The sequence below is a fragment of the Saccharopolyspora sp. NPDC050389 genome (assembly GCF_040655595.1).
In the GTDB taxonomy this organism is placed as follows: domain Bacteria; phylum Actinomycetota; class Actinomycetes; order Mycobacteriales; family Pseudonocardiaceae; genus Saccharopolyspora.
This window is the reverse complement of record NZ_JBFAKG010000033.1, coordinates 75600-97583: the sequence shown is the minus strand read 5'-3', so window position 1 is coordinate 97583 and position 21984 is coordinate 75600. Positions and strand designations below refer to the sequence as shown.

At 66.2% G+C, this 21984-nt stretch carries 19 protein-coding genes and 3 pseudogenes; 8 read left to right on the top strand and 14 right to left on the bottom strand.

Features of this window, described 5'->3' with window-relative positions:
* The 4 genes from AB0I53_RS22480 to AB0I53_RS22465 all read right to left on the bottom strand — a co-directional run.
* A partial coding sequence (locus AB0I53_RS22480; protein WP_358606066.1) for a flavodoxin-dependent (E)-4-hydroxy-3-methylbut-2-enyl-diphosphate synthase occupies positions 1 to 341 on the bottom strand: 341 nt, incomplete at its 3' end.
* The gene (locus tag AB0I53_RS22475; protein WP_358606068.1) at positions 341 to 2140 is read right to left on the bottom strand and encodes a 1-deoxy-D-xylulose-5-phosphate synthase; all 1800 of its coding nucleotides are present in this window, start codon (positions 2138 to 2140) and stop codon (positions 341 to 343) included. The genes AB0I53_RS22480 and AB0I53_RS22475, both read right to left, overlap by 1 nt.
* A 16-nt stretch (positions 2141 to 2156) precedes the next feature.
* Complete coding sequence (gene ispH, locus AB0I53_RS22470) at positions 2157 to 3401, bottom strand: 4-hydroxy-3-methylbut-2-enyl diphosphate reductase (RefSeq protein ID WP_358506428.1); 1245 nt, start codon at positions 3399 to 3401, stop codon at positions 2157 to 2159.
* A gap of 10 nt (positions 3402 to 3411) precedes the next feature.
* Positions 3412 to 4452: a polyprenyl synthetase family protein gene (locus tag AB0I53_RS22465; RefSeq protein WP_358606063.1), complete on the bottom strand. Its 1041-nt coding sequence runs from the start codon at positions 4450 to 4452 to the stop codon at positions 3412 to 3414.
* Positions 4453 to 4847: 395 nt separating this feature from the next.
* On the opposite strand from AB0I53_RS22465, the pseudogene AB0I53_RS22460 reads away from it, so the two are divergent.
* Together AB0I53_RS22460 and AB0I53_RS22455 are read left to right on the top strand one after the other, a co-directional pair.
* Positions 4848 to 4988: pseudogene (locus AB0I53_RS22460) on the top strand (IS5/IS1182 family transposase); the annotation flags it as partial.
* Positions 4987 to 5318: pseudogene (locus tag AB0I53_RS22455) on the top strand (NAD(P)-dependent alcohol dehydrogenase); the annotation flags it as partial. The pseudogenes AB0I53_RS22460 and AB0I53_RS22455, both read left to right, overlap by 2 nt.
* 225 nt (positions 5319 to 5543) lie before the next feature.
* On the opposite strand, the gene AB0I53_RS22450 reads toward AB0I53_RS22455, so the two are convergent.
* The 3 genes and pseudogenes from AB0I53_RS22450 to AB0I53_RS22440 all read right to left on the bottom strand — a co-directional run.
* On the bottom strand, positions 5544 to 5690 hold the full coding sequence (locus AB0I53_RS22450) for a hypothetical protein (RefSeq protein WP_358606060.1): 147 nt from the start codon (positions 5688 to 5690) through the stop codon (positions 5544 to 5546).
* A 243-nt stretch (positions 5691 to 5933) separates the two neighbouring features.
* Positions 5934 to 6839: an IclR family transcriptional regulator C-terminal domain-containing protein gene (locus AB0I53_RS22445; RefSeq protein ID WP_358606058.1), complete on the bottom strand. Its 906-nt coding sequence runs from the start codon at positions 6837 to 6839 to the stop codon at positions 5934 to 5936.
* Between the two features lie 124 nt (positions 6840 to 6963).
* Positions 6964 to 7407 (bottom strand): annotated as a pseudogene (locus AB0I53_RS22440) (transposase); the annotation flags it as partial.
* A gap of 182 nt (positions 7408 to 7589) precedes the next feature.
* Here AB0I53_RS22440 and AB0I53_RS22435 point away from each other — a divergent pair.
* The 6 genes from AB0I53_RS22435 (at position 7590) to AB0I53_RS22410 (ending at position 14833) form a co-directional block, all read left to right on the top strand.
* The gene (locus tag AB0I53_RS22435) at positions 7590 to 8078 is read left to right on the top strand and encodes an ester cyclase (RefSeq protein WP_358504100.1); all 489 of its coding nucleotides are present in this window, start codon (positions 7590 to 7592) and stop codon (positions 8076 to 8078) included.
* Positions 8078 to 9451: an FAD-dependent oxidoreductase gene (locus AB0I53_RS22430; RefSeq protein WP_358606055.1), complete on the top strand. Its 1374-nt coding sequence runs from the start codon at positions 8078 to 8080 to the stop codon at positions 9449 to 9451. Before AB0I53_RS22435 ends, AB0I53_RS22430 begins: the two co-directional genes overlap by 1 nt.
* Positions 9452 to 9453: 2 nt before the next feature.
* The gene (locus AB0I53_RS22425) at positions 9454 to 10458 is read left to right on the top strand and encodes a hypothetical protein (RefSeq protein ID WP_358606052.1); all 1005 of its coding nucleotides are present in this window, start codon (positions 9454 to 9456) and stop codon (positions 10456 to 10458) included.
* The gene (locus AB0I53_RS22420; RefSeq protein ID WP_358606049.1) at positions 10455 to 11822 is read left to right on the top strand and encodes an FAD-dependent monooxygenase; all 1368 of its coding nucleotides are present in this window, start codon (positions 10455 to 10457) and stop codon (positions 11820 to 11822) included. Before AB0I53_RS22425 ends, AB0I53_RS22420 begins: the two co-directional genes overlap by 4 nt.
* A gap of 550 nt (positions 11823 to 12372) precedes the next feature.
* Positions 12373 to 13206: an SDR family oxidoreductase gene (locus AB0I53_RS22415; protein ID WP_358606046.1), complete on the top strand. Its 834-nt coding sequence runs from the start codon at positions 12373 to 12375 to the stop codon at positions 13204 to 13206.
* A gap of 415 nt (positions 13207 to 13621) precedes the next feature.
* Positions 13622 to 14833 carry a cytochrome P450 gene (locus AB0I53_RS22410; RefSeq protein ID WP_358606043.1) on the top strand — a complete coding sequence of 404 codons (1212 nt, stop codon included), beginning with the start codon at positions 13622 to 13624 and terminating at the stop codon, positions 14831 to 14833.
* A 112-nt stretch (positions 14834 to 14945) separates the two neighbouring features.
* Here the strand turns inward: AB0I53_RS22410 and AB0I53_RS22405 are convergent, their stop codons facing one another.
* The 7 genes from AB0I53_RS22405 to AB0I53_RS22375 form a co-directional block, all read right to left on the bottom strand.
* A complete protein-coding gene (locus AB0I53_RS22405) occupies positions 14946 to 16202 on the bottom strand; it encodes an alpha/beta hydrolase (RefSeq protein ID WP_358606040.1) in 1257 nt (418 codons plus the stop codon).
* Positions 16199 to 16447, bottom strand: a complete 249-nt coding sequence (locus AB0I53_RS22400) for a hypothetical protein (RefSeq protein ID WP_358606038.1) — start codon at positions 16445 to 16447, stop codon at positions 16199 to 16201. The genes AB0I53_RS22405 and AB0I53_RS22400 overlap by 4 nt, the downstream gene beginning before the upstream one ends.
* On the bottom strand, positions 16444 to 17094 hold the full coding sequence (locus AB0I53_RS22395) for a VOC family protein (RefSeq protein ID WP_358606035.1): 651 nt from the start codon (positions 17092 to 17094) through the stop codon (positions 16444 to 16446). Before AB0I53_RS22395 ends, AB0I53_RS22400 begins: the two co-directional genes overlap by 4 nt.
* Positions 17095 to 17803: 709 nt before the next feature.
* Complete coding sequence (locus AB0I53_RS22390) at positions 17804 to 18481, bottom strand: TetR/AcrR family transcriptional regulator (protein WP_358606032.1); 678 nt, start codon at positions 18479 to 18481, stop codon at positions 17804 to 17806.
* An 89-nt stretch (positions 18482 to 18570) separates the two neighbouring features.
* Complete coding sequence (locus AB0I53_RS22385) at positions 18571 to 18780, bottom strand: hypothetical protein (RefSeq protein ID WP_358606030.1); 210 nt, start codon at positions 18778 to 18780, stop codon at positions 18571 to 18573.
* Positions 18777 to 20462 (bottom strand): AMP-binding protein, encoded by a 1686-nt coding sequence (locus AB0I53_RS22380; RefSeq protein WP_358606027.1) that lies wholly within the window; start codon positions 20460 to 20462, stop codon positions 18777 to 18779. Before AB0I53_RS22380 ends, AB0I53_RS22385 begins: the two co-directional genes overlap by 4 nt.
* Complete coding sequence (locus AB0I53_RS22375) at positions 20459 to 21916, bottom strand: FAD-dependent monooxygenase (RefSeq protein ID WP_358606024.1); 1458 nt, start codon at positions 21914 to 21916, stop codon at positions 20459 to 20461. The genes AB0I53_RS22380 and AB0I53_RS22375 overlap by 4 nt, the downstream gene beginning before the upstream one ends.
* Positions 21917 to 21984 lie beyond the last annotated feature (68 nt).

Sequence of the window (21984 nt, the reverse complement as noted above, 5' to 3'; positions counted from 1 at the left end):
ACTGCGGCGCAGCCGGCCTCGATCGCCGCGAACACGTACTTCGGCTGGAAGTGGATGTCGGCGATGACCGGGATCTGCGACTTCTTCGCGATGGCGGGCAGCGCCTCCGCGTCGTCCGCGCTGGGGCAAGCCACCCGGACGATGTCGCAGCCCGCGGCGGTCAGCTCGGCGATCTGCTGCAGCGTGGCGTTGACGTCCGCGGTGAGAGTGGTGGTCATCGACTGGACGGCTACCGGGTGGTCACTGCCGATGCCGACGGAGCCGATCTGGAGTTGGCGGGTCTTGCGGCGTTCGCTCAGTACCGGGGGCGGGGTCGCGGGCATGCCAAGCTGAACGCTCATCACAGTCCTCCGTCGCGCAGGATGCTGTCGGTGATGCCCTCGGCGTCGAGCCCGCAGTCGCGGGCGAGCTGTTGCGGGGTGCCGTGGTGCAGGAAGCGCCCGGGGATTCCGAACGAACGGACGGGCGCGCTGACACCAGTGGCGCCACAGGCGCGGGCGACCGCGTCGCCGACGCCACCACCGTGCAGGCCGTCCTCGACGACGTAGACCGTGCGATGGTCGCGGGCGAGGTCGAGCAGGCCAGAGTCGACCGGCAGCACCCATCCCGGGTCGACGACAGTGACGCCGATGCCGCGCCAGGTCAGCGCTTCCGCAACCGCTAAGCACGTCGGTGCGGTGGCACCGACGGCCACCAGCAGCACATCGTTGCCGCCCGACAGCAACACCTCGACGTCACCGACCCGGCCGACTGCGGGGATGTCCTCGCCGATGGACGCCTTCGGGAAGCGGATTGCCGTCGGTCCGTCCTCGGTGTCGACCGCCTCCTGGAGCAGCCGCCGCAGCCTGGCCGCGTCACGGGGGCAGGCGACCCGCAAACCGGGCACCATGGCCAGCATCGACAAGTCCCACATACCGTGATGGCTCGGACCGTCCGGCCCGGTGATGCCGGCACGGTCGAGTACGAATGTCACGGGCAAACGATGCAGCGCGACGTCCAGCAGAACCTGGTCGAACGCCCGGTTCAGGAACGTGGCGTAGATGGCGACCACGGGGTGCGTGCCGCCCATGGCCAGCCCGGCCGCCGAGGTGACGGCGTGCTGCTCGGCCATGCCGACGTCGAAGAAGCGATCCGGGAATCGCTCGGCGAAGGTGCCGAGCCCGACGGGCAACGGCATCGCGGCCGAGATCGCGACCACGTCCTGCCGCCGCTCACCGATCGCCGCGATCTCCCGCTCGAAGACCGAGGTCCAGGAGGGCTTTCCGGCGCTGACCGGTTTGCCGGTGGCGGGGATAATCTGACCGCAAGCGTGCATCCGGTCCGCCTCGTCCTGCTCGGCGGGTGGGTAGCCCTTTCCCTTGACGGTCACGCAGTGCACGATCGTCGGCCGACTGGTGGCGCGGGCCGCTGACAGCGCCGCGTCCAGCGCCTCGGTGTCGTGACCGTCGACCGGGCCGAGGTAGGTCAGCCCCAGATCCTCGAACAGCGGCTTGGCCCGCGGGTTGTTCCGCAACTCACGCAGGTGCGCGGCGACCGAGCCGACCGTGGCGCTGTAGGACCGTTCGTTGTCGTTGAGCACGACGACGATGGGGTTGCGGGTGTCGCCGATGTTGTTCAGCGCCTCCCAGCACATGCCGCCGGTCAGCGCTCCGTCGCCGATGACCGCGACCACGTGGCGGTCGGACTCGCCGTTGATCGCGAACGCCTTGGCCATGCCGTCGGCGTAGGCCAGCACGGTCGACGCGTGCGAGTTCTCGATCACGTCGTGCTCGCTCTCGGCCCGCGACGGGTAGCCCGACAGGCCGCCGTACTGCCGCAGCGAGGCGAACCCGGCGGCGCGGCCGGTGACGAGCTTGTGCACGTACGCTTGGTGCCCGATGTCGAACAGGATGCGGTCCTGCGGCGAGCGGAACACCCGGTGCAGGGCCAGGGTGAGCTCCACGATGCCCAGGTTCGGCCCGAGGTGACCACCGACCGCGGACACCGAGGTCACCAAGAACTCGCGAATCTCGGCGGACAGCTCGGCCAGGTCGGCATGGTCCAGCCGACGCAGGTCGGCGGGCCCGGCGACGGTTTCCAGCAGCGCTGTGCGCTGCCGTGGCACGGGAACCGACGCGATGAAGTCGCTGACGATGGTCACGGTCACTCCCGAAGGGTCAGGACACCGAGCGGACGGCGCTGGGAAGTCCGAAATGGATGGTTTCGGTCGTCGTCTCGATCTGCCGCACGTCCAGCGGGCCCAACCCGCCCAGTGCGCGCACGATCTCGTCGATCAGGTTCGGTGGCGCGGACGCGCCCGCAGTCAGCCCAACCACACTGGTCTCCGCCAGCCACTCCGGTCGGATGTCGGTGACGTCGTCGATCCGGTGCGCCGGGGTGCCGCCGCGCTCGGCCAGTTCCACCAGACGAACCGAGTTCGACGAGTTGGCGGAACCGACCACCAGCACCAGGTCGGCCTGATCGGCAACCGCGCGCAGCGAGCCCTGCCGGTTCGTCGTCGCGTAGCAGATGTCGTCGGAGGCCGCGCCGCGCAGCGCGGAGAACTTGGCGCGCAACGCCTCCACCACGTCGGCGGTCTCGTCCACCGCGAGCGTGGTCTGGGTCAGGTAGGAGATCCGTGAGGGGTCGTCGATGCTCAACTTGTCCACATCGGACACCGTCTCGACGATCACGGTCTGGTCCGGTGCCTCGCCGAAGGTACCCTCCACCTCCTCGTGACCACGGTGGCCGATCAGGACCACGGTGTCACCGCGACCGGCGTACCGGCGTGCCTCGGAATGCACCTTGGACACCAGCGGGCAGGTTCCGTCGATGACTCGCAGTCCCCGTCGGTCGGCCTCGTTGCGGACAGCGGGGGACACGCCGTGCGCGGAGAAGACCACCGTCACGTCGTCGGGCACCTCGTGGAGCTCGTTCACGAACACTGCCCCGCGCTTCTCCAGGTCCCGCACGACGTGCTTGTTGTGCACGATCTCCTTGCGGACGTACACCGGGCTGCCCTCGGCCTGCTCGAGCGCCCGTTCGACGATGCCGATCGCGCGCTCCACGCCGGCGCAGAACGAGCGCGGGCTGGCCAGCAGCACCGTGCGGGGCGCGGCCACCGACAGCCAACTGCCGAGCACACTGTCCACTATGGTCCGGCTGCGCTGGTCGGCGCCAATGGCGAGCAGGTCGATATCGCCGCCACGCGGCGCCGAAGCGATCTGCTCACCGACGCCAACGTCCACATGGGTCGAGACGGCGCTGACGCCGTGCCGGCGCAGCTCACCGACCAGCAGCGGTGCCGCCGAGCAGTCCGACGGCAGCCGGTCGGCGAGACGGTAGCTGCTCGCGACGAGGACCGCGTCGCTCGGGGCCGGATTGGCGGGCGTTGCCCTGATGTGCCAGACGAGTGGGTGCACGACCTTCTCCTCAGCTGTTGCGACGGGTGACGAGTTCGGCTAGTACGAGCAGTTCCGATTTGGCCTGCTCGTCGAGGTGGACGGCCTCCAGCGCCGCGAGGGCATCGGCGAGCTGCTCCCGGGCGTGGCGCTGGGTCGCCTCGCGACCGCCGGCCCGTTCCACCAGCAGCGCCACCTCGGTGACCTGCTCTGGCGTGAAGGCCTCGGGCTGGGCGTAGCGTTCGGCCAGTTCGGTGGCAGCTGGGCCACCCGCGCGCAGCGCGCTCACCACGGGGTAGGACTGCTTGCGCCGCACCAGGTCCGCGCCGGCCGGCTTGCCGGTGACCGCCGGGTCGCCCCAGATGCCAAGCAGGTCGTCGATGAGCTGGAAAGTCAGGCCCAGGTGCTCGCCGAAGTCCCGCAACGCCTTCCGCTGCCGCTCGTCCCCACCGGCGAGCACCGCGCCCAGCTCGCACGAGGTGCCCAGCAGCGCGCTCGTCTTGCCCCAGGCCATGGTCAAGTACTCGCCGGTGTCGACGTCGTTGCGCTCCTCGAAGGACAGGTCGGCGCTCTGCCCCTCGCACAGCGCGCTCACGCACTGGGCGAGCACGTCCACCGCGGTCGCGGTGCAGGCAGGAGACCCCGTGGCCGCGAGCGCCTGGAACGCGGCGGCCAGGATCACGTCGCCGGCCAGGATCGCCCGGTTGACGCCGAAGACAGACCAGGTGGTCGGCCGGTGCCGACGCATCTCGTCGGCGTCCATCACGTCGTCGTGCACCAGCGAGAAGTTGTGCACCAATTCCACTGCGACAGCCGCCCCGACCGCGACCTCCGGTGCGCCGCCGACCGCCTGGGCGGACAGCAGCGTCAGCGCGGGCCGGATCGCCTTGCCAGCTGGTGCCTGGCACGGCTCGCCAATCGCGTCCCACCACCCGAGGTGGTAACCGGCCAGGTGCAGCATGGAGTCCGGCAGCCGGCGCACCGCGGCACACAGCACCGGTTCGATGGTGGTCCGGCTCCACCCGAGGACCTCGCTGGCTGATCGGTGTGCCGACGTCGTCGCAAGAGTCACGGCATCCTCATTTCGCAGCGCTGATTGGATGTGGCCGCCGTCTCGCGGCGACACCGAAAATCTCGAAGCAGAGTGGGGCGTGCCACATCATTAGTCGATGCGTACGCCTGTACTGATTCTGGTCGTAGTTTGCGGTCGCGTAGGAACGGCCCGGACGTACGCGGGTGAGCAGATTTACCGAACTTGCTTCCAAGCCAGGCGAGAACCATTCACTTGAGGAAGGCTCAGATCCTTGTCGCAGCTACCGCGTTTTGTTCAACGAATGTGACCAAGCCAGACTGCGCGACAGATGGGTCTTTCACAAGAGAAAGTTTCAACAGGTGAAACCAGCTCGGGCGGAACGAGCTATGAGCGTTTCTAATGTGAGTTGATCAAGTCTGTCGTGATCGCTTCTTGTGGTTGATGATCTCTCCCCGCGTTCGGTGCCCAATGAGCTGTGGGCGTTGGCGGAGCCGCTCATCCCGCGGCTCGAACCGCGACCGCAGGGGGGTGGGACGGCACCGGTGGATGACCGAGCCGTGATCACGGCCATCGTGCGAGCAGTCGCTGTTCCCCGGCATTGACAGCGCCGGTGGCTATGTCGACCTCGGCTCGCAGCGTCGTGCGCATCGACGAATTCCTCGAACCCGCCGACGTAGCGGCGCTGGCCGACGCGGGCCTGACCGCCTACCAGGCCGCCGCGAAGGCCGCCAGAACCCTGCGGACCGGAGACCGCTGCGTGGTGATCGGCGCGGGCGGGCTCGGGCACATCGGGATCCAGGTGCTGAAGGCGCTGACCTCGGCCGAACTCGTCGTCGTGGACCGCAATTCGGACGCCGTGAAGCTCCGCCGTGTCCATCGGAGCCGACCACAGCGTCGTCGCTGACAGCGACTGGTCCTGGCTCGGAGAGATGTCCGTGCTAAGCGAGTCCTGAACACCCGCAATTCCACTTCCGGTTGGAGGAAGCAATGTTCGCACACGGGAAATCGTCACGCGTCGCACTGGTCACGGGTGCCGCGTGAGGCATCGGCAAGGGTATTGCGCTGCGTCTGCCCGCTGACGGCCTGGACGTCGCGAGCTTCGTGTCCTACCTGGCCTCACCGGACTCCGACTACATGACCGGTCGGTCGATGATGATCGACGGCTGCATCCAGTTCTCCTGATCGCTGTCGCCTCCATCGTCGTCGTTGTTGCTGTCCCACGATCCGCGCCGTTTCTTCTTCGGTTGCACCGCCATTAGCACTGCGGTTGCGGCCATCGCTAACAAACCCAGCCCCAAGTATGAGGTCCGGCGAGCTCAGATTGCCTGGATGTGGCTCTCCAGGCCCGGTCACTGAAGGGCGCTAATCCGAAGTGGACGATGGTATCGAGGATGTTGCTGCGACGACAGCCGCTGAAGTGCCGGGAGGTCGCCAGCCCGCAGAGTTCGACCGGCCAGGACTTGACCACTTCGTCGTCGCCTTCGCGATCACCTTCGAAGGACGTACCCACCCGCCAACGATTAGTTACTCCGCGCACGCATCGCAGCAGCACCGGAACTGGCCCTCTGAGAAGGCACGCCCCCTCCCAGTTGCCCACGGATTTCAAGCATCGCTCCGTCGTATGGCGAGTCGCAGCGTTGCGCGAGTCCCAGTGCGGTCGGCTGCGAAAGATAGTAGGATGCCTTTTGAGCAGACTTACTGGCCTCCATTCGGACCGCGTCCAAATTCATCGAATTAACCGGGCCCGCGACGGACATCCCGGCCACAATCCGCTTATCCGCACCGAAGATCGGAACCGCAACCTCAGCTTCGTCAGAAAGATATTCGCCATGTGAGTACGCCACAGATTTCCGGCGAACAATCGTCAGCTCGCAGCTGAGATCGCCAACCCTTGTAACCGTCATTGCTGTGAACCGCTTCAGCTCCCGCTCGGCGAGCCCGGCGATGACGTCATGCTCATATGAGAGGAACAGTTTGCCCACTGCGCTGCAATGAGCCGGCACCGGCTGCCGGAATCTGTCGTTATGCCACTGATGATGCAGCCGATCCGAGTAGAAGACGTAGCCCCGGTGCAACACTCCAACGCTCACCGCAGAATGCGTCCGCTCATATAGCGACAGTAGGAAAGGCATCAGCTTACGCTGCAGTGCAGCAGCCCGAATTGCTTCCGGTCTCGGCTGAAGCATTTGGTTACCAAGTGTGTAACCATCACCTGCTCTTTCCGCAAACCCTCGCGCAACGAGCGTGTTCAATATCCGGTGCACGGTTGCCTTGGAGAGACTAGTAGCACGGGCAAGGCCGGATAGGCTGGACGGCGAACCGTGCGCTGCCAACGCCTCCAGAAGCGACAACGCTCGATCAACGCTGCGCGTGAAGCCTCCTTGCGTCTCTGCGCGATCCGAGGCATGGCATGGCTGCTCTCTCATCGTCACACGCTCCTCGTTTGTAGGACTGGGGAGCTGCAGGCTTGCCTAGGTGCAGGAGCAGCAACAGACCTAGATAGAAATATGTGCACTTTTGATCGCCCTGATGGGGTCACACGGACAGGCACCGGCGGGGCCCGCGCCGGGACTTCACGGCGGGGATCGCCAAGCCAGCCGCTTGAGGGCGTGAGCGTCGTTGGTATTGACGGCCGAGGCCGCGACAGCCGGCGCCAGTCTCACCCGGTCGGACAGTGCATGGATCCTTCAACCCGGGTTTCCCGCGGTGCACGGAGCTGAGACCGGTCAAAGACCCCTATTTCTTGGTCCTGGCCGAGGCTTCGGCCAGGACCACGCGGGACCAGTCGATCATTCCCCGGCTGTCGAGTTCATCGAGTACCGCGCGATGCGACCTGCGCCATAATCTTGCTTTCGTCCACTCGGTGAAGCGGCGAACCGTGGTAGAGACCTTCACCCCGAAGCTGGGCGGCAGGTGTCGCCACACGGACCCACTGGTCAGGACGAACACCGTCGCGGTGAACACAGCACGATCGTCCACGTGAGACCGTCCGCCTGCGGCAGTCTCCGCCAAGGTTTCGCCACTACGTCTTGAGTTGCCACATCTACGTCCACAACGTCACGTAACTGGTGTTCCGCAGCGTGGAACGATCCGGATCGTTGCAATCCCAACAGTGCTTATCCTTGCGGCGATCCGACTTCCAGCAGACCGCCTCTTCAGGTGATCGGAGCGGCAGCATGTCAGAAACAATTTTGCCCGAGTTCTCCGCAACGACGTCCGCCTTTGTGCCGCGTGCCCGCGGGGTTGGGATGATCACGAGTACAGAGCTGCACCGGAAGTTGCTCGACGTGGTGGCCAAGCACGACTTCGATGAGCTTCGTGCGCTCTACCATGACGACTACGTCTACCACAACGCCAGCAGCGCTGAGCGGCACGGTGCTGAAGCAGGGGTTGAGGTGGCGCGCACGTACACAGAGGCCTTTCCTGACATGAGTTTCGACATCCGGCACATCAACGATGCCGGTGACGGACGCTCGCTCGCCGAGGTCGTCGTGCATGGCACCAACACCGGCCCACTGCATGGGATGCCCGCGACCGGCCGGACGATCTCACTCCTGATGGCCAACGTCATCGAAGTGCGTTCAGGTCTGATCTACCGCGAGTTCGAGTACTACGACTCCATGAGTCTCCTCGGTCAACTGGGCCTCGCGGGAAAGGTGATCTGATGCGGGAAACTTCCGCATGCTCGGACTACAACGTCGTGGTGGTGGGCGCTGGCATCGCCGGCCTCACCGCGGCGTTTCTCCTGCAGCGCGAAGGATATCGCGTCACGGTACTGGAGAGCTCGACTAGAGACGAGGTCGGGGGACGCATGGCGAACGTGGACCACGGCGGCTTTCCCGTCGACCTCGCCGCTTCCCTGCTGTCCTATCGGTATCAGCATCTCCTCCGACTCGCGGCAGCGGTGAACGCTCGGCCGCTCCGGTCGTCGAGCCTGGTCGGTGTAGTGAAAGAGGGACGCGTCCAACGTATCAACGTCAAGTCCTTGCCGCGTATGGCAGCAGGCATGCTAAAGCTGGTGCCACCGACCGACGCGGTTCGACTCCTGATCGACTACGCCCGACTGCGGCCCTCGCTCAGCTGGGAGGACATGTCGTCGATGTCCACGCATGATCACCATTCGGTCTCCGAGTACGCGGCCCGGCGGGGCATCAGCAACGCGACCGTGGACTACGCGCTCGATCTGCTGTGCATCCTCGCCTCCTTGGAGGACGCCGAAGTAACGTCGAGTATCGGGCCCTTCATGATCCTGCGCAGCCTGCTCGGGGGAGGGGGGTTCTTCACCTCGACGGCCGGGGTCGGCTTTCTTCCCCAGGCGCTCGCCGAGCACGTGGTGGTCGAGCACGAGGCGACTGTCCTGTCTGTAGAGGAGTCTGCGGGAGAGGTCGAGGTGACCTGGTGTCGTGACAACGCAACGACAACCGTCCGAGCGGAAGCATGTGTGATCGCGGTGCCGCCGCCGCTCGTCCACGGGATCTACCCCCAGCTTCAAGAAATCGAGAGAACGGCGTTCGAATCGCTGCGGTACGCCGCGAGTATCCACATCGCATTCGGGCTGGACCGGCCTACTTCGGCCAAAGAGGTCGTTCTCGACTTCCCACGCAAGGAGCATCCGGACATGTGCGGATTCGTGTTGCCGCACAACATGGCGGAAGGACGGGTGGCCGCGGGACGTGGCCTCGCCATGGCCCATTTCCGCGGCAACTGGTCGGCGTCACACCTCGACTCGGACGATGAGTTTCTGGCGGCCGCAGCCCTGGCCGGAGCGCGACACCTGCGGGTGCTCCCTGAGCTCGAGAGTCACGCCGAACTGCTCCGCGTCTGCCGCGTTCCTCAGGGTATCGTGGTCCGCCGTCCCGGTGACTACCGCGCGTTGAAGGGGCTCAGCGCGGCACGTCCGGCAGAAAGCAGAGTCCAGCTCGCTGGCGGCGACTTCCTCGCGCACTCGACGACCAATCACAGTGTCGCCTCCGGGATGCTCGCCGCGCAACGAATCGGGCGCGTACTCAGCACCCCGATTCCGGCGAGAGTGAGGTAGCCGTGCCAACTTTCGATCTGGCAGCGCAACGCATAGGCGTTCCATTTTCGCCGGCGCGCAGTCCGCACGCGGCAGTACTCGACGCCAACCTCACCGCCTGGCTGAACGAAACGAGTGTCGTCGGCGACGGGGCTGTCGCGCGGCGCGTGCGAGCAGCTTGCTTCAGCGACCTGATCGCTTCCGTGTATCCCCAGGCTGGGTGTTCAGAGCTCAATCTCATCGGACGCCTCATCGTCTGGATGTTCGTCTACGACGACCACTTCGACCCTCATCGACTGGGCCTGGCACCCGACCGGGCGCACCAGGCTGCTGACCAGCTCGCTCGAGTTCTCCGCAGCAGCGGTTCGCCGGGCTCACATGAACCACTGTGGCACGCGCTGGACGAGCTATGGCACCAGGGCTTTCGCGAGGTCGACCCCCTGCTCAGGGAACGTCTTGCCGACCATCTCCTCGTTTTCGCCAGAGGAGTCGCGCTAGAGGTGTCGATGCGGGTGGACCAGAAAGTGCCGCTACTGGATGCCTACATCGACCTGAGGCTGGACACCTTCGCTTGGCTGGTTCTTGTAGACCTGATCGAGGTTGCCGAAGGCATCGCGGTGCCGCAATGCATACGTAACACAGACACCTATGCCGATCTAATCCGCACCACGGGCAGGATGATGTTCCTCATCAACGACTTGTACTCGTTGAACAAGGAGATCGCCGCCGGCGAAACCCACAACATCGTCTTCGTACTCCAGCGGAAGTACGGCAACGAGCTTTCCGAGGCGTTCGCCAAGGCGGTCGATCTCTTCCGCAACGATGTCGTTCGTTTCATCGAGCTCCGCACGCGACTGGAAAGGATGTCGTTGTCGCAGGGCGAGCGGATCGCGGTATCCCGGCATGTCCGAGCACTGGAACATATCGTGCGCGGCGAGCTTGACTGGTGCCGGGAGAGCGCGCGGTACCGGACCGGCCCTGAGTCTGGAGCAGCGAATCTCGACTTGGAGGAAAGGCCAATGTTATGAGGGACTTCAGTCAAGCGGTGGTGATTGGTGCTGGCGTGTCTGGACTACTGGCAGCGCGGGTGTTGAGCGAGAGGTTCTCCTCCGTGCTCCTGCTTGAGCGAGATCGCCTGACAGGCAAGGATCACCGTGCCGGCATACCGCAGTCCCATCACCTGCACGCCCTCAGCGCTCGGGGTGGCGAGCTGGTGGAGGAGTTATTCCCAGGATTCCGCGACGAGCTGAGTGACGCGGGAGCACCGACCTTCGACTTTGGTGCGCAAGTCGCCGTCAGGTTTGCCGACGGTTGGGCGGCAAGACCGCAGACTGGCCTGATCGTCCAGTCGTTCACCCGGTCGCTGTTCGAGTCGTCGCTGCGGGAAAGGGTGCTCGCGCTGCCGGGTGTCGAGCTCGCGGATGGATGCGCCGTGCTTGGTCTGAGAGCCGACGAACGTGCCGTCACCGGTGTCGTCTACCGCGACGCCGATGGCGAAAAGACGTTGCTCGCGGGTCTCGTTGTGGACGCGAGCGGCCGGTCTTCGCATCTTGCGGAGTGGTTGGAGCAGGCGGGATTCGGCCGACCCAGGGAGGCCGTACTCAATGTGGGAGTGGGATACGCGTCAAGGCTCTACGACAACCCGTCCGATGTATGGCCAGAGTGGACTGGGCTCGCCGAGTTCCTCCAGGCTCCGGACGTGCGACGGGGAGGCTTCGTGTCCAGGGTGGAAGGGGGTCGGATGCTCCTCACCCTTCAAGGCATCGAGGACGGTAAACCCCCCCACGACGAGGAGGCGTTTGCGGAGTACCTCAGAAAGTTGCGCGTGCCTGTGGCCGACCTGGTCGCGCGGATGAGCCCGGCATCATCGATCCGGCGATACTCGCGCACCGAGAACCGCAGACTGGCTTGTCATCGGTTGCGTCGCTGGCCCGATGGGTTGATCGCGGTCGGAGACGCCGTATGTATGTTCAACCCGGTTTACGGGCAGGGTTTGACAGTGAGCGCCTTCGAGGCGACTGACTTGCGTGAGTTCCTGCGGGAATGCCCTCCGCGTGGAATCCCGACCGGTGCTACCAGACGGTTCCAGCGCGTACTGGCCCGCCGGACGCTGTGGCCATGGCTGCTAGCGACCTCATCCGACTGGGGCTGGCAACGACATCGCGCACCGCTGCCGATCCGAGCAGGGCTCAGCTATATGCGCAGGCTCATGCGCGTGATGCCGCACGACGATGTTGTGTATCAGCAGTTCCTCCGGGTTCTTCACATGGTGGATCCGCCCACGACGCTGGGTCGCCCGTCGATCGTGCGACGCGTGCTGCGACACCGGTCCGGCAAAGCCGCTCGCAATGCGCTGCTGTCGGAGCAGCCTCTCGCTGGTGCAGAACATTAAGTCGCACAACGGAAGGGTTGCCTCGCTAGGAGGACATCCGTTATGCGGCTCGCAAGAAGGGGTTGCGCTCGTACGGCGCGGTCTAGCGATCAACATTGACACGGCGCGCATGGTCCGCGAGGATCGCGCTGATGTCAGCTTTCTAACCCGTGGGCGCGGTGTAGACCGTCGCCAGTGCCTTGGTGAACGCACTCCAGTGCGTCCGGGAGGCGTAGCGCAGGTTGGAGCGCGCCAGGTTCACCACGCACTTCTGCGCGGTGACCAGAGGCTACAGAAGCTGCCGCGTCGTTGTCCGCTCTCGCACGACTTGACGATCTATTGGAGGAATTCTTGTCTACTATGGACTATGCGGGTGTCCGGACGAGTTCTCCGAGTGGGCCGTACTCCATTGCACGGTTAAACGGTTATCCGGTGATGTGTCGTCGGATTGAGGAGGCGAGCGGGCAGCATTGTGAAGTCGTGCGAGCAGTGTCGATAAGCGTTCATGTGGTGCGCCTGGCGTCCGTGTAGTGTCCCTGATCGCAGGCGCGGAGGTCCTTCGGAGGTCGGCGTGAGTTCGTTCGGCGGCAAGGTGGCCATCATCACCGGGGCGACTAGTGTGGAACCGGGCGGAGTGAACATCGGAGGTGCCGCGGCGGCCGAGTTGGCGTCATCCGGCGCGCGGGTCGTGGTTGCGAGCCGCACCATTGAGAACGTGGAGCGGCTTGCGGCCATGTTGAACGAGAAACACGGGCCTGGCACCGCGCTCGCCGTCGCTACCGACGTCCGCTCCGAGAACCAGGTTGAGCAGTTGGTGGCCACCGCGGTCAATGCGTTCGGTGGGTTGCATGTGCTGATCAACGCGGCGGGGATCTTCCCGGTCGGTGACGGCGATCTCGCGTCCATGTCGGTCGATGTGTGGGACGACGTGATGGCGGTGAACTTGCGCGGCACGATGCTGGCCACGAAATATGCGCTTCCGCACCTGCGCGAGGTCGGTGGAGCGATCGTCAACACCGCGTCCACGCACGCGTTCGCCGGTGACAGCGGCCTTACCGCGTACGGCGCGACCAAGGCGGCCATCTTGGCGTTGACCGCGTACACCGCCACCCAATATGGCCAGGAGGGCGTCCGGTGCAACGCAGTGTGCCCTGGCGTCACCATTACGCCTCCTGCGCTGCGACTGCCCGCGGTAATGATGGGCATCTACCGCAGGCACGTCGTTGCGCCTGAGCTCAACGGTCCGGAACAGTTGGCCAAACTCTATTGCTTTCTCGCCTCAGATGACGCCGGTGCCATCAACGGCGAACACGTCCGAGCGGACAACGGCATGCTGGCGCAACAACCCTTCGTGCCCGACATGCGTGACCTGACTAGGGCGGCCGTACCCGACGAGCTGGACTGACCGCCTGACGTAGGAAACGCGGATACCTGGCCGCTGTTGGTCGCCGCCGCGTACCTCGACGTGATCGTTCCTGACGATCGCGGCCGCGGACTTGTTCTTCGCGTGCCGTTCACCACGCCGCCGCCGCCCGCATTCGACGTTGGTGGCCAAGTCCCGAGGAGCCGGTAGTCGGCGATCGTCATGTCGGCGCAGTGGTTCTGTTATCCGGAATTTCGGAGGCCACCCGAGCTCGCGTTACCGTGAATGACGGGCCGCGCAGGATGATCGGCACGTTGGTGCAGGCGGAGCGTCATGGCGTTGGCCTTGCGCCTGATGGTTTCTATCTTTCGAGACATGCCACATCTGAAGGCGAGAATCACTTCTGCTTTCGTTACCGGCTGTCGTCACAAGGAGGCCCGCTGTGGCTGAAGTATCTATGGTGGAACTCGATCCCACCGGTCGTAATGTGCACGGGGAAGTCGCCCGGCTGCGTGAGAGTGGTCCGGCGGCGTTGGTTCTTCTGCCCGGTGAGGTCCGGGCGTGGTCGGTCACGCGCCCCGAGCTGGTCAAGAGGCTCGCTGGCGACCGACGGGTGTCGCGAGACCCGCGACGGCACTGGCCGGCTATGGCGACGGTTCCGGCTGACTGGCCGTTGAACGCGTTTGTGCAGCTGAAGTCGCTGATTACCGCTTATGGCGAGGACCATCGACGACTCCGTAAGCCGCTCAGCGGTACCTTCGGCCGGCGGCGGCTCGAACTGCTCCGCCCGCGCATCGAGGAGATCGTCGACCAGTTGATCGACGGCATGGACGCTGACGCGGGAGCACCGATCTGCCTTCGCGAGCGCTTCGCTGCACAGGCACCCGCTGAGGTGATGTGGGATCTCTTCGGTGTGCCGGACTCGTTGCGCGCCAGGTTCTCGTCGGGCTTGCCCAGGTTCACCAACACCGCGGCCACGCCTGACGAAGCCGGCGCGGCGTTCAACGAGATGGTCTCGTGCGCGATGGAACTTCTCGCCGCCAAACGGGCTTTTCCCGGGCAGGATCTGGCTACCGATCTGGTGGAGGGGCAGGCGTCCGATCCGTCGATGACCGACGAAGTCCTCATCCACACCCTTATCACGATGCTCGGTGCGGGCATCGACACCACCTCCAACCACATCGCCAACGCCGCACGCGCGCTGGCGGTGGATCCGGTTCAACGTCGGCTCGCTGTTAGTGGCGAGGTCGGGTGGGACGACGTGGTCGAGGAGTCCCTGCGCAGGGACGGTCCTGTCATGCATTTGCCGTTGCGGTTCGCTGTCGAGGACTTCGACCTGGAAGGCGTGACGATCAAGCAGGGCGAGGCGATCCTCTTGGCCTTCGGCGCACCAGGACGAGACCCGGGCTGGCACGTCGACGCGCACGAGTTCGATTTGACACGCAGCGAGAAGGACCATCTGGCCTTCGGGTACGGCGTGCACTACTGCGTCGGAGCGCCGTTGGCCCGGCTCGAGGGAGCCATCGCGCTCGAGCGCTTGTTCACCCGTTTTCCCGACCTTGAACTTGCTGTCCCGTCGGACGAGCTGGTCCCTCACACCTCGTTCATCGGCTGTGGCTTCCAGTCGCTGCCGGTGAATCTCCGGCCGCGGGTGCATGCGGAACGCTGAGACGCGAGAAATGCCGCCGGGCGCGGTTTCGAGGTTGCTTGCCAGACGGCTCTTCAAGGCGAGCTTGTCCAGCATGCCGCGATTCTGATCAGGAGTGTGAAGTGCTTCCGGGTTAGCGCGGCGGTGCGAGCGGGAAGCGCTGGTCCAGCCATGTGGTGATCTCGGCTGCGGCGAGTTCGGTGCCCGTGGGCTCACCAGGGTTGATGGGGCGGCCGAAGTGCAGGCCGCGCACCGCGGCTGTGGTGAGGTCGTCGGTGCCGAGCGCGTCGATCATGTGGCGGGAGTCGCTGGGGAAGGCTGCTTGATCACCGGTGAGTTCGATGAACAGGGTGGGGACAGTGATCTGGGGTGCGCAGCGGACGAATTCGGCGTTCGAGCTCAGTCCGGACCAGGTCGACAGCCACGCCTCGGGGGTGGTGAGGCGGCCGAACCCGACCTGCCCGTAGTTGATCAGGTCGGGTCGCCTGCCGAACAGCGAGCCGTACGGGCGCTCGTTCGGGTCGAGCGAGAGGTCCACGGTGCGCGGATCGGCGTCGGTGCGGAACACGGTGATGATGCGGGGCGCCAGTGAGCGGCGCCGGTCCACGGCGCGTCCGCTGGTCTTGAAGGCCGAGCGGGCTTCCGCTGTGCGGGCGAGGTGTTCGCGGGCGACGGCGTCGATCCGGGCGACGCGAGCGCGTTGGGCGGCGCGGTACCGGCGGAGGAATTCCTCGCTGTACCCGGAGCTCGTCGGCGGCTCGGCGAACCCGTTCGCCGGGTGGAACGGGTCGAGCTCGGGGACTACGGAAAGTGGGTCGCACTCGTCGGCGACGGACGGGTCGATGCACGCGAGCAAGAGCTGCCCCTGACCGGGGTGCGGAGCGAGAAATATCGCTCCGTCCACGAGAGGCATCGTGGCTTCGGCAAGCTCGACCGGCCGGCCGCCGGGAGTGGTCGCGATACGCGCGCCGGGGGAGTGCGCGGCCTGTTCGAGGTAGAACGCGAACAGTGTGCCGCCGCCGGAGTGGCCGAGCGTGACGATGGACTCGAAACCTCGCTCGCGCAGGAACACCTGTCCGGCCGCGAGGTCGAGCAGCGCCTGCTCGTGCAGGAGGGTGAGGTCGTTGTTGGCCGACCGGGTCTGCTGGGTCCAGACGGCCGCTCCGGCGCGCAGCAGCAGCGGCACCAGCGGATGGTGCGTGACGTCCTGGCGCGGGTGCATCAGGCAAACGACCGTGCGGGCACTGGGCACCGTGGCCAGCACGCCATGCACTGTGGCTCCGTCGGAGGTGGTCAGCCTGTGCACGGACGTGACCGTGGCTGCTGGCCGTTCCTCGATGGTGACGTAGCGGTCGGCGCCGAGCCGCGTCGGTGGCGCGCTGTCGCTCATGCTGGTTCCACTCGCAACGCGTTCTTGTCGTGCTGGGTGATGCGGCTGTTGCGGGCCACGCCCCCGATGGCGGAGTACCAGACCGCGTGCCGGCAGCCGGTGGCGCGCCGGTCGATCACGATCGGGCCAGTCGCGTATATCTCGAAGTACGGGCCGATCCGCCCGATGGTCACCTCGGGGTCCTCGGCGGCGACCTCGGCCAGTGCGGTGTTCTCAGGCACGTCGAGGATGTAGAGCGTCGTCATCGCCTGGCTTCTTGCCGGTAGCGTGTTTGCTTCCAGTTCGCCGCGCGTTCGACGATCAGCTCGGCTTTGCGGAGCAGCAGTTTGCCGAACGTCGGCTCCGGGGCGCCGACGACGTCGAGCAGTGCGTCGATGGTGAGGTTCGCGTCGAGGTCTTCCTGTGGCGTCACCGGTCGCAGCGCCCTGGTGATCTCGAACATGTAGCCGTTCGGGTCGTGGGTGTAGATCGACTCGATGGTCTCGTGCTGGATCTGCATTTCCACGGGCCAGTCGCTCGCGTCGAGCCGGCGTCGGTACTCCAGCAGGTCTTCCTCGTTATCGACGTGGATAGCCAGGTGCCGCGAGCGCACGAAGAACTCCGGGACCTCTTCGCCGAACCGGGCGTACACGTCGCCCTTCGCTCCGGCGGTGCCGCCGATCTCCGCGCCGGTGCCGAAGTAGTAGAAAAACGCGATTCGGTCGTTGTTGCCGATGTCGAAGAAGAAGTGGATGAAGTCGGGGTGGTCTTCCGGCCCCCACCCCGCCGCGCAGATCGAGTGCACGACCGGGAAGCCGAGCACGTCCCGGTAGAAGCGCACTGTGGCGGCCGGGTCGAACGTCGGGAACGCGACATGATCGATCCCCTGCGCCCGGTGGTCCCTCTCTGCCATTGGTTGCCTCCTCGACGTCGCGCGTGCGGGCATCTTGGACCTTACGCAAGATTCAACGGGTGAGTCAATGGTTCAACGCAAGCGATGAACTTGGCGTGTGCGCAACGTGCGAGCAAGAAATACACACCCAGCCGGGCATTAGGCCAGGCAGGCCTGCGGTTCGGCTCGGTGTCCACAGTGGCCGAACCTACGAAAAAGGCAGTCGCAGCGTTGTTGGACACGCTGCCTTTGCAACACGTTCGGGGGCAAGATCAAGTCTCCGCGTCGAAGGCCGTGGCGCACTTCGTCGGGCTCTGACCAGCGGGCACAGGAAGTTCTTCGGCGAGTGCTGGGGGTCTTCTGCTGTTCCGGTCAGCTGATTGTCTGCCTGGGCGTGTGTGACTCGGCCTGGCGGATCAGCTTGGCTCGATGAGCCGGATGGGTTGTTGCTGGGCGGCTGGCCCGCCAGCACCAACTCGCCTGTCCGCCTCTCATGCGTCCGGCGAGGGCTGGACAGGCTCGTGGTCCGGCGGGGCCGGAACGCCTGGCGCTCCAGAGGACTCGCAGTTGATGGGATTGGCCAGAACACCTGGCGCGTCGCTGGGGACGTCAGGGATGGGCAGCGCAGGAAGTGCGAGCAGACCGACGACGTACGGCGCCTGATCCTCAACCGCCGAGGAACGGTGCCCGGCACACCGAGCATCGTTCCTCAGATCCTCCTAGGTGCCAGCTAGAGGTCGAGGATGCGTTCCAGGTAGTCGAGGTCTTCGCGCAGCATCTTCAACGCGGCCGTGGGACCCGCGCCGTCCACGACATGGTGATCGGCGCGTCGCAGTGCGCCGACGGCCATGTCGGAGAGCTGCTCGATGACGGTCTCAGTGGTGTCGCGGCCACCGGGGTGGAACCACCAGGCGACCCAGTTGCACATGCCGAGCACGCCGAGCGCGGCGATGCGCGAGTCCACGGGCCGGAACTGTCCGGTGCGCACGCCTGCCTCGATGACCCCGGCGATCGTCTTGAGGACGGCTCGGCGGCTGTCGGCGTAGGCGGCGGTGAGCTCTTCGGGCAGTTCGGCCTCGGAGCGGATCAGCAGCCGGAACCGGGCGGGCTGCGTCGCGCGCCGCGCCACTATGACCTCGACGACGCCGCGCAGTTTCGCGACCGGGTCGAGCTCCGGCCGTGCGGCCAGCTCGCTGAGCTCGTCCAGCGGCCCGTTGGTGACCTCGGTGACGAGCTTGGCCAGCAGCTCGTCTTTGCTCTTGACGTAGTAGTAGAGCGCGGGCCGCGTGATGCCCAGTGCGTCGGCAATGTCCTGCAGGCTCGTGCCTGCGAACCCGCGTTCGGCGAACAACCGAGTTGCGTGCTCGTAGAGCTCGTTCTCCACCAGTTCGCGTCGCGCCGTGCTCACCCGCGCACTGGGCTCGCCGCCGTCGCTTCCGCGCTGGGACGATGCCTCTCCAGCTTTCTTGCGGGCGTTTGCCCGGGGTGTACCGCCGCTCATGGCTGTGATGGTAGAGGTGTTGCCGCCGCGAGAAGGCTGCCCGCGCCGGGAAGCTCCGGCGCCAGCCGCAGGTCCCGCAGCAGGCTGTACGCGCCGGCTGCGGCCACCGCCGGCAGCCCGGGTTCCTGCTCGACCGGTGCAACCAGGTTGAGGGAGGGTGTGACGTTCGAGCTCGGGACGACGAGTCTGATCCGGTGCCTGGTCATGAGGTCCTCCTCGGGTCTTGACGTTCGGCGGTGACCTTCGCTGCGATGTCGGCCCGCAGTTGATTCTTGTCGACCTTCCCGATGAGCGTGCGCGGGATCTCGGCGAGATGCTCAATGCGTTCGGGCCATTTGAACTTCGCCACCTGCAGGTCTGCGAAGTGTTGCCGCACTTGGGAGAGATCGAGTGGTTGGCCTTCGACCACCAGGTACGCGCACGTCCGCTCGCCGAGGCGGGGATCGGGCATCGCCACGACGGCGGCCGCGGTGACGCGAGGATGCCGCAGGAGCAGCAGCTCGACCTCAGCAGCGCTGATCTTCTCGCCGCCCCGGTTGACGAGGTCCTTGATCCGGCCCTCGATGGACACGTAGCGCTCGCCCTCGACCAGACGGATCGAGGCGAGATCGCCGGTACGGTAGTAGCCGTCGGAGGTGAACGCCTTCGCGTTGTGGTCCGCGGCGTCGAAGTAGCCGCGCAAGGTGTACGGGCCGCGGCAGCACAACTCGCCGGTCTCGCCGTCGGGCGCCTCGGTCTCGGTGCCAGGCTTGAGGATCCGAACCGCATCCATTTCGGACAGTGGCGTGCCGACGGTGGTCGCACGGGCGTCGCGGGGAGCACCAGGCCGGGTGGTGAGGAACATGCCTTCTCCCATGCCGAACAGCTGCCCGGACCACAGGCCGCGGCGTTCGAGGTCGTCGAATAGGGCGGGGGGCACCTTGGTGCCCGACAGCACGACCTGGCTCACCGCCCTCGTCGCGGCCGTGAACTCCGGGTGGGCGACAGCGTTGAAGTGCCCGTGACCGAGCAGCACGTGCGTAACGCCCTCGCGGGCCATCAGGGGCAGGGACTCGTCGAGGTCAGGAGTGCCCAGGACCAGGCACGCTCCGACACTGTGCGGGCCGTGCACGGCACAGGTGATTCCCGCGTTGTGGATGATCGGGATCAGGTGAGCTACGCGCGTCGTGGTGTCCCAGCCCCACGAGCGGGCGTAGGCCACCGCGTTGTACCAGTACTCCGCGTGCAGCCGTGGGATGATCTTCGGCACGCCGCTGGTCCCGCCGGAGAGCTGGAACACCGCGACGTCGTCCGGGGCGACACTGGACTGGATCCCCTCGACGGTCTTGCGGGCCGTCTGCGCGTCGAGACCACGGCCGAGTGTTTCGATCGCGGCACCGCGGGGGTCGCCGTCCCGGCCGCCGAGTATCAGGACTTGCCGCAATGTCGGGTGTCCGCGTTGCTGCTCGACGGCGAAGTCGACCAGGTCGGTCCCGCGGGTGCCTGCCTCGACGAGGTGCGCTGTGGCGCCGACCCGGCGGCTGATCGCACCGACTTCATGGCCGCCGTGCGCGGCGAGTGTGCACACCGGCACCAGGCCGGCCTTGAGGACCCCGTACCAAGCGACCACCGTGTCCAGCCGGTTGGTGACCTGGAACAGCACCGGGTCGCGGGGTGCCAGGCCGATCCTGTTCAGCCCGGCGGCGAGCAGGTCGCTGCGCTCGTCGAGTTCGCGGTAGCTCAGCCGCCCGTCCAGCGCCGCCACCGCGTCGCGGTCCGGGTGGGCGAGCGCGACTTGGTGCAGCTCGTCGGCGAGCGTACGGGTGCCCCACAGCCCGGCATCGCGGTAGGCCCGCACTGCGTCCGGTGGGTAGTCGACGGCCTTGCCGCCCCAGTGCGCGGTGTTCATGCACCCTCCTCTTCGGTCCGCTCACCGGTGAACGCAACCAGGTCGATGCGCGCGCTCACCAGGCCGGCGGCGAAGTCGTCGCGCAGCTCAGCAGGCCCTTCCACCACGACGAGACCGCCGGTCTCCGTGCGGATCCGCTCGGCGAGGTCCAGCCTAGTCAGCAAGGCGGGCCGGTCCGGGGGCCCGGTGATCCGGAAACCCTCGGCCCCCTCTTCGAGAGCGCGGCGCGCTCGTGCCACCACCGCATCTCCGGTATCGCCCCACGGATCGGTGAGCACGTCGCTGACGGTGACGAGGTTCCTGGTGGGGTGATCGATCTGGCGAGTCGGGAAGTGCTCGCCGTCGCGGATCATCGGCCGGTCCAGTACCCACGTCGTGACCCCGGCCGGGTCAGCAGGGCCGGGGCTGCCCGCGTACTGCTCGAGTGCGGCGGCGACGACGTCGGGACTCGTGGCGGCGAACCGGTTGAGCGGGACGTTGCCCGCGCGGGTCATGTAGGCGACCATCAGCTGCTCGACCGGCAGATGCAGTCGGGAGGGGAACGAGTCCCACCACAGCTGACTGCGGCGCGCAAGCTCCTGCAGGCGCTCGACGGCAGGACGGCGGATGGCTTCGTAGCGTGCGAAGGCCGAGGCCCGGTCTGGTTCGTCGCGCAGCGCCTCGACCAGGCCGATCGCGTCCTCCATCGCCAGTTTCGTGCCGGATCCGATCGAGAAATGCGCCGTATGCGCGGCGTCGCCGAGCAGCACGGTGCGGCCAGCGGACCAGCGTGCACAACGTACGGTCCGGAACCGCAGCCAACGGGTGCGGTTGCCGATCAGTGGATAGCCCCGCAGTTGTTCGGCGAACACCTTTTGCAGGTAGCGCAACGATTTCTCGTCCGAGGCGTCAGAAGGCGTCTTTGCGGTAGAGGCGTCGAAACCGGCGCGGCGCCAGGTCGCCTCGTCGGTCTCAATCAAGAACGTGCTGCGGCCGTCCGAATAGGGATACGCGTGCGTGACGAAGATGCCGTGCTCGGTGCGAACCGGAGCGAAGACGGCTTCGGTGAGGGCGAAGTCAGTGCCACACCACAGATATAGGCCGCGCCCCGTGTCGATCCGCGTGCCGAACGGCCCGGACTCCCGGGTCGAGCTGTTGATCCCGTCGGCGGCGATCACGATGTCCGCGTCGAGCTGGTCTGCGGTACGCCGCGTGCCGAATTCCAGCCGCACGCCGACTTTCTCCGCGTGCGATTGCAGCACCGAGAGAAGCTCCGTACGAGCGATGCCGACGAGGCGGTTGTTGTCCACGCGTGCGGTGCGTCCGCCGACCTGCATTGTCATGTCGTGGCGGCAGCCCACCGCGACGATGTCGCGCAGCGTGTCTGGGTCCGTTTCCTTGAGGTTGCGCTGCGTTCCGGCGGCCAGACCGATGCCGAAGCCGAACGTCGCGTCCGGCGTTCCCTGCTCGTGCACGCTGACGTCGCAGGAGGGGTACGCAAGTTTGAGCAGACGCGCGGCGTAGAGCCCGCCAGGACCCCCGC

Excerpts from the sequence above, each read along its gene's own strand:
- AB0I53_RS22385 (WP_358606030.1), bottom strand. The coding sequence starts at position 18,780 with ATGACCAGGCACCGGATCAGACTCGTCGTCCCGAGCTCGAACGTCACA.
- AB0I53_RS22380 (WP_358606027.1), bottom strand. The coding sequence starts at position 20,462 with ATGAACACCGCGCACTGGGGCGGCAAGGCCGTCGACTACCCACCGGAC.
- AB0I53_RS22420 (WP_358606049.1), top strand. The coding sequence starts at position 10,455 with ATGAGGGACTTCAGTCAAGCGGTGGTGATTGGTGCTGGCGTGTCTGGA.
- AB0I53_RS22405 (WP_358606040.1), bottom strand. The coding sequence starts at position 16,202 with ATGAGCGACAGCGCGCCACCGACGCGGCTCGGCGCCGACCGCTACGTC.
- AB0I53_RS22395 (WP_358606035.1), bottom strand. The coding sequence starts at position 17,094 with ATGGCAGAGAGGGACCACCGGGCGCAGGGGATCGATCATGTCGCGTTC.
- AB0I53_RS22410 (WP_358606043.1), top strand. The coding sequence starts at position 13,622 with ATGGTGGAACTCGATCCCACCGGTCGTAATGTGCACGGGGAAGTCGCC.
- AB0I53_RS22450 (WP_358606060.1), bottom strand. The coding sequence starts at position 5,690 with ATGGCCGCAACCGCAGTGCTAATGGCGGTGCAACCGAAGAAGAAACGG.
- AB0I53_RS22400 (WP_358606038.1), bottom strand. The coding sequence starts at position 16,447 with ATGACGACGCTCTACATCCTCGACGTGCCTGAGAACACCGCACTGGCC.
- AB0I53_RS22445 (WP_358606058.1), bottom strand. The coding sequence starts at position 6,839 with ATGAGAGAGCAGCCATGCCATGCCTCGGATCGCGCAGAGACGCAAGGA.
- AB0I53_RS22435 (WP_358504100.1), top strand. The coding sequence starts at position 7,590 with ATGTCAGAAACAATTTTGCCCGAGTTCTCCGCAACGACGTCCGCCTTT.
- AB0I53_RS22430 (WP_358606055.1), top strand. The coding sequence starts at position 8,078 with ATGCGGGAAACTTCCGCATGCTCGGACTACAACGTCGTGGTGGTGGGC.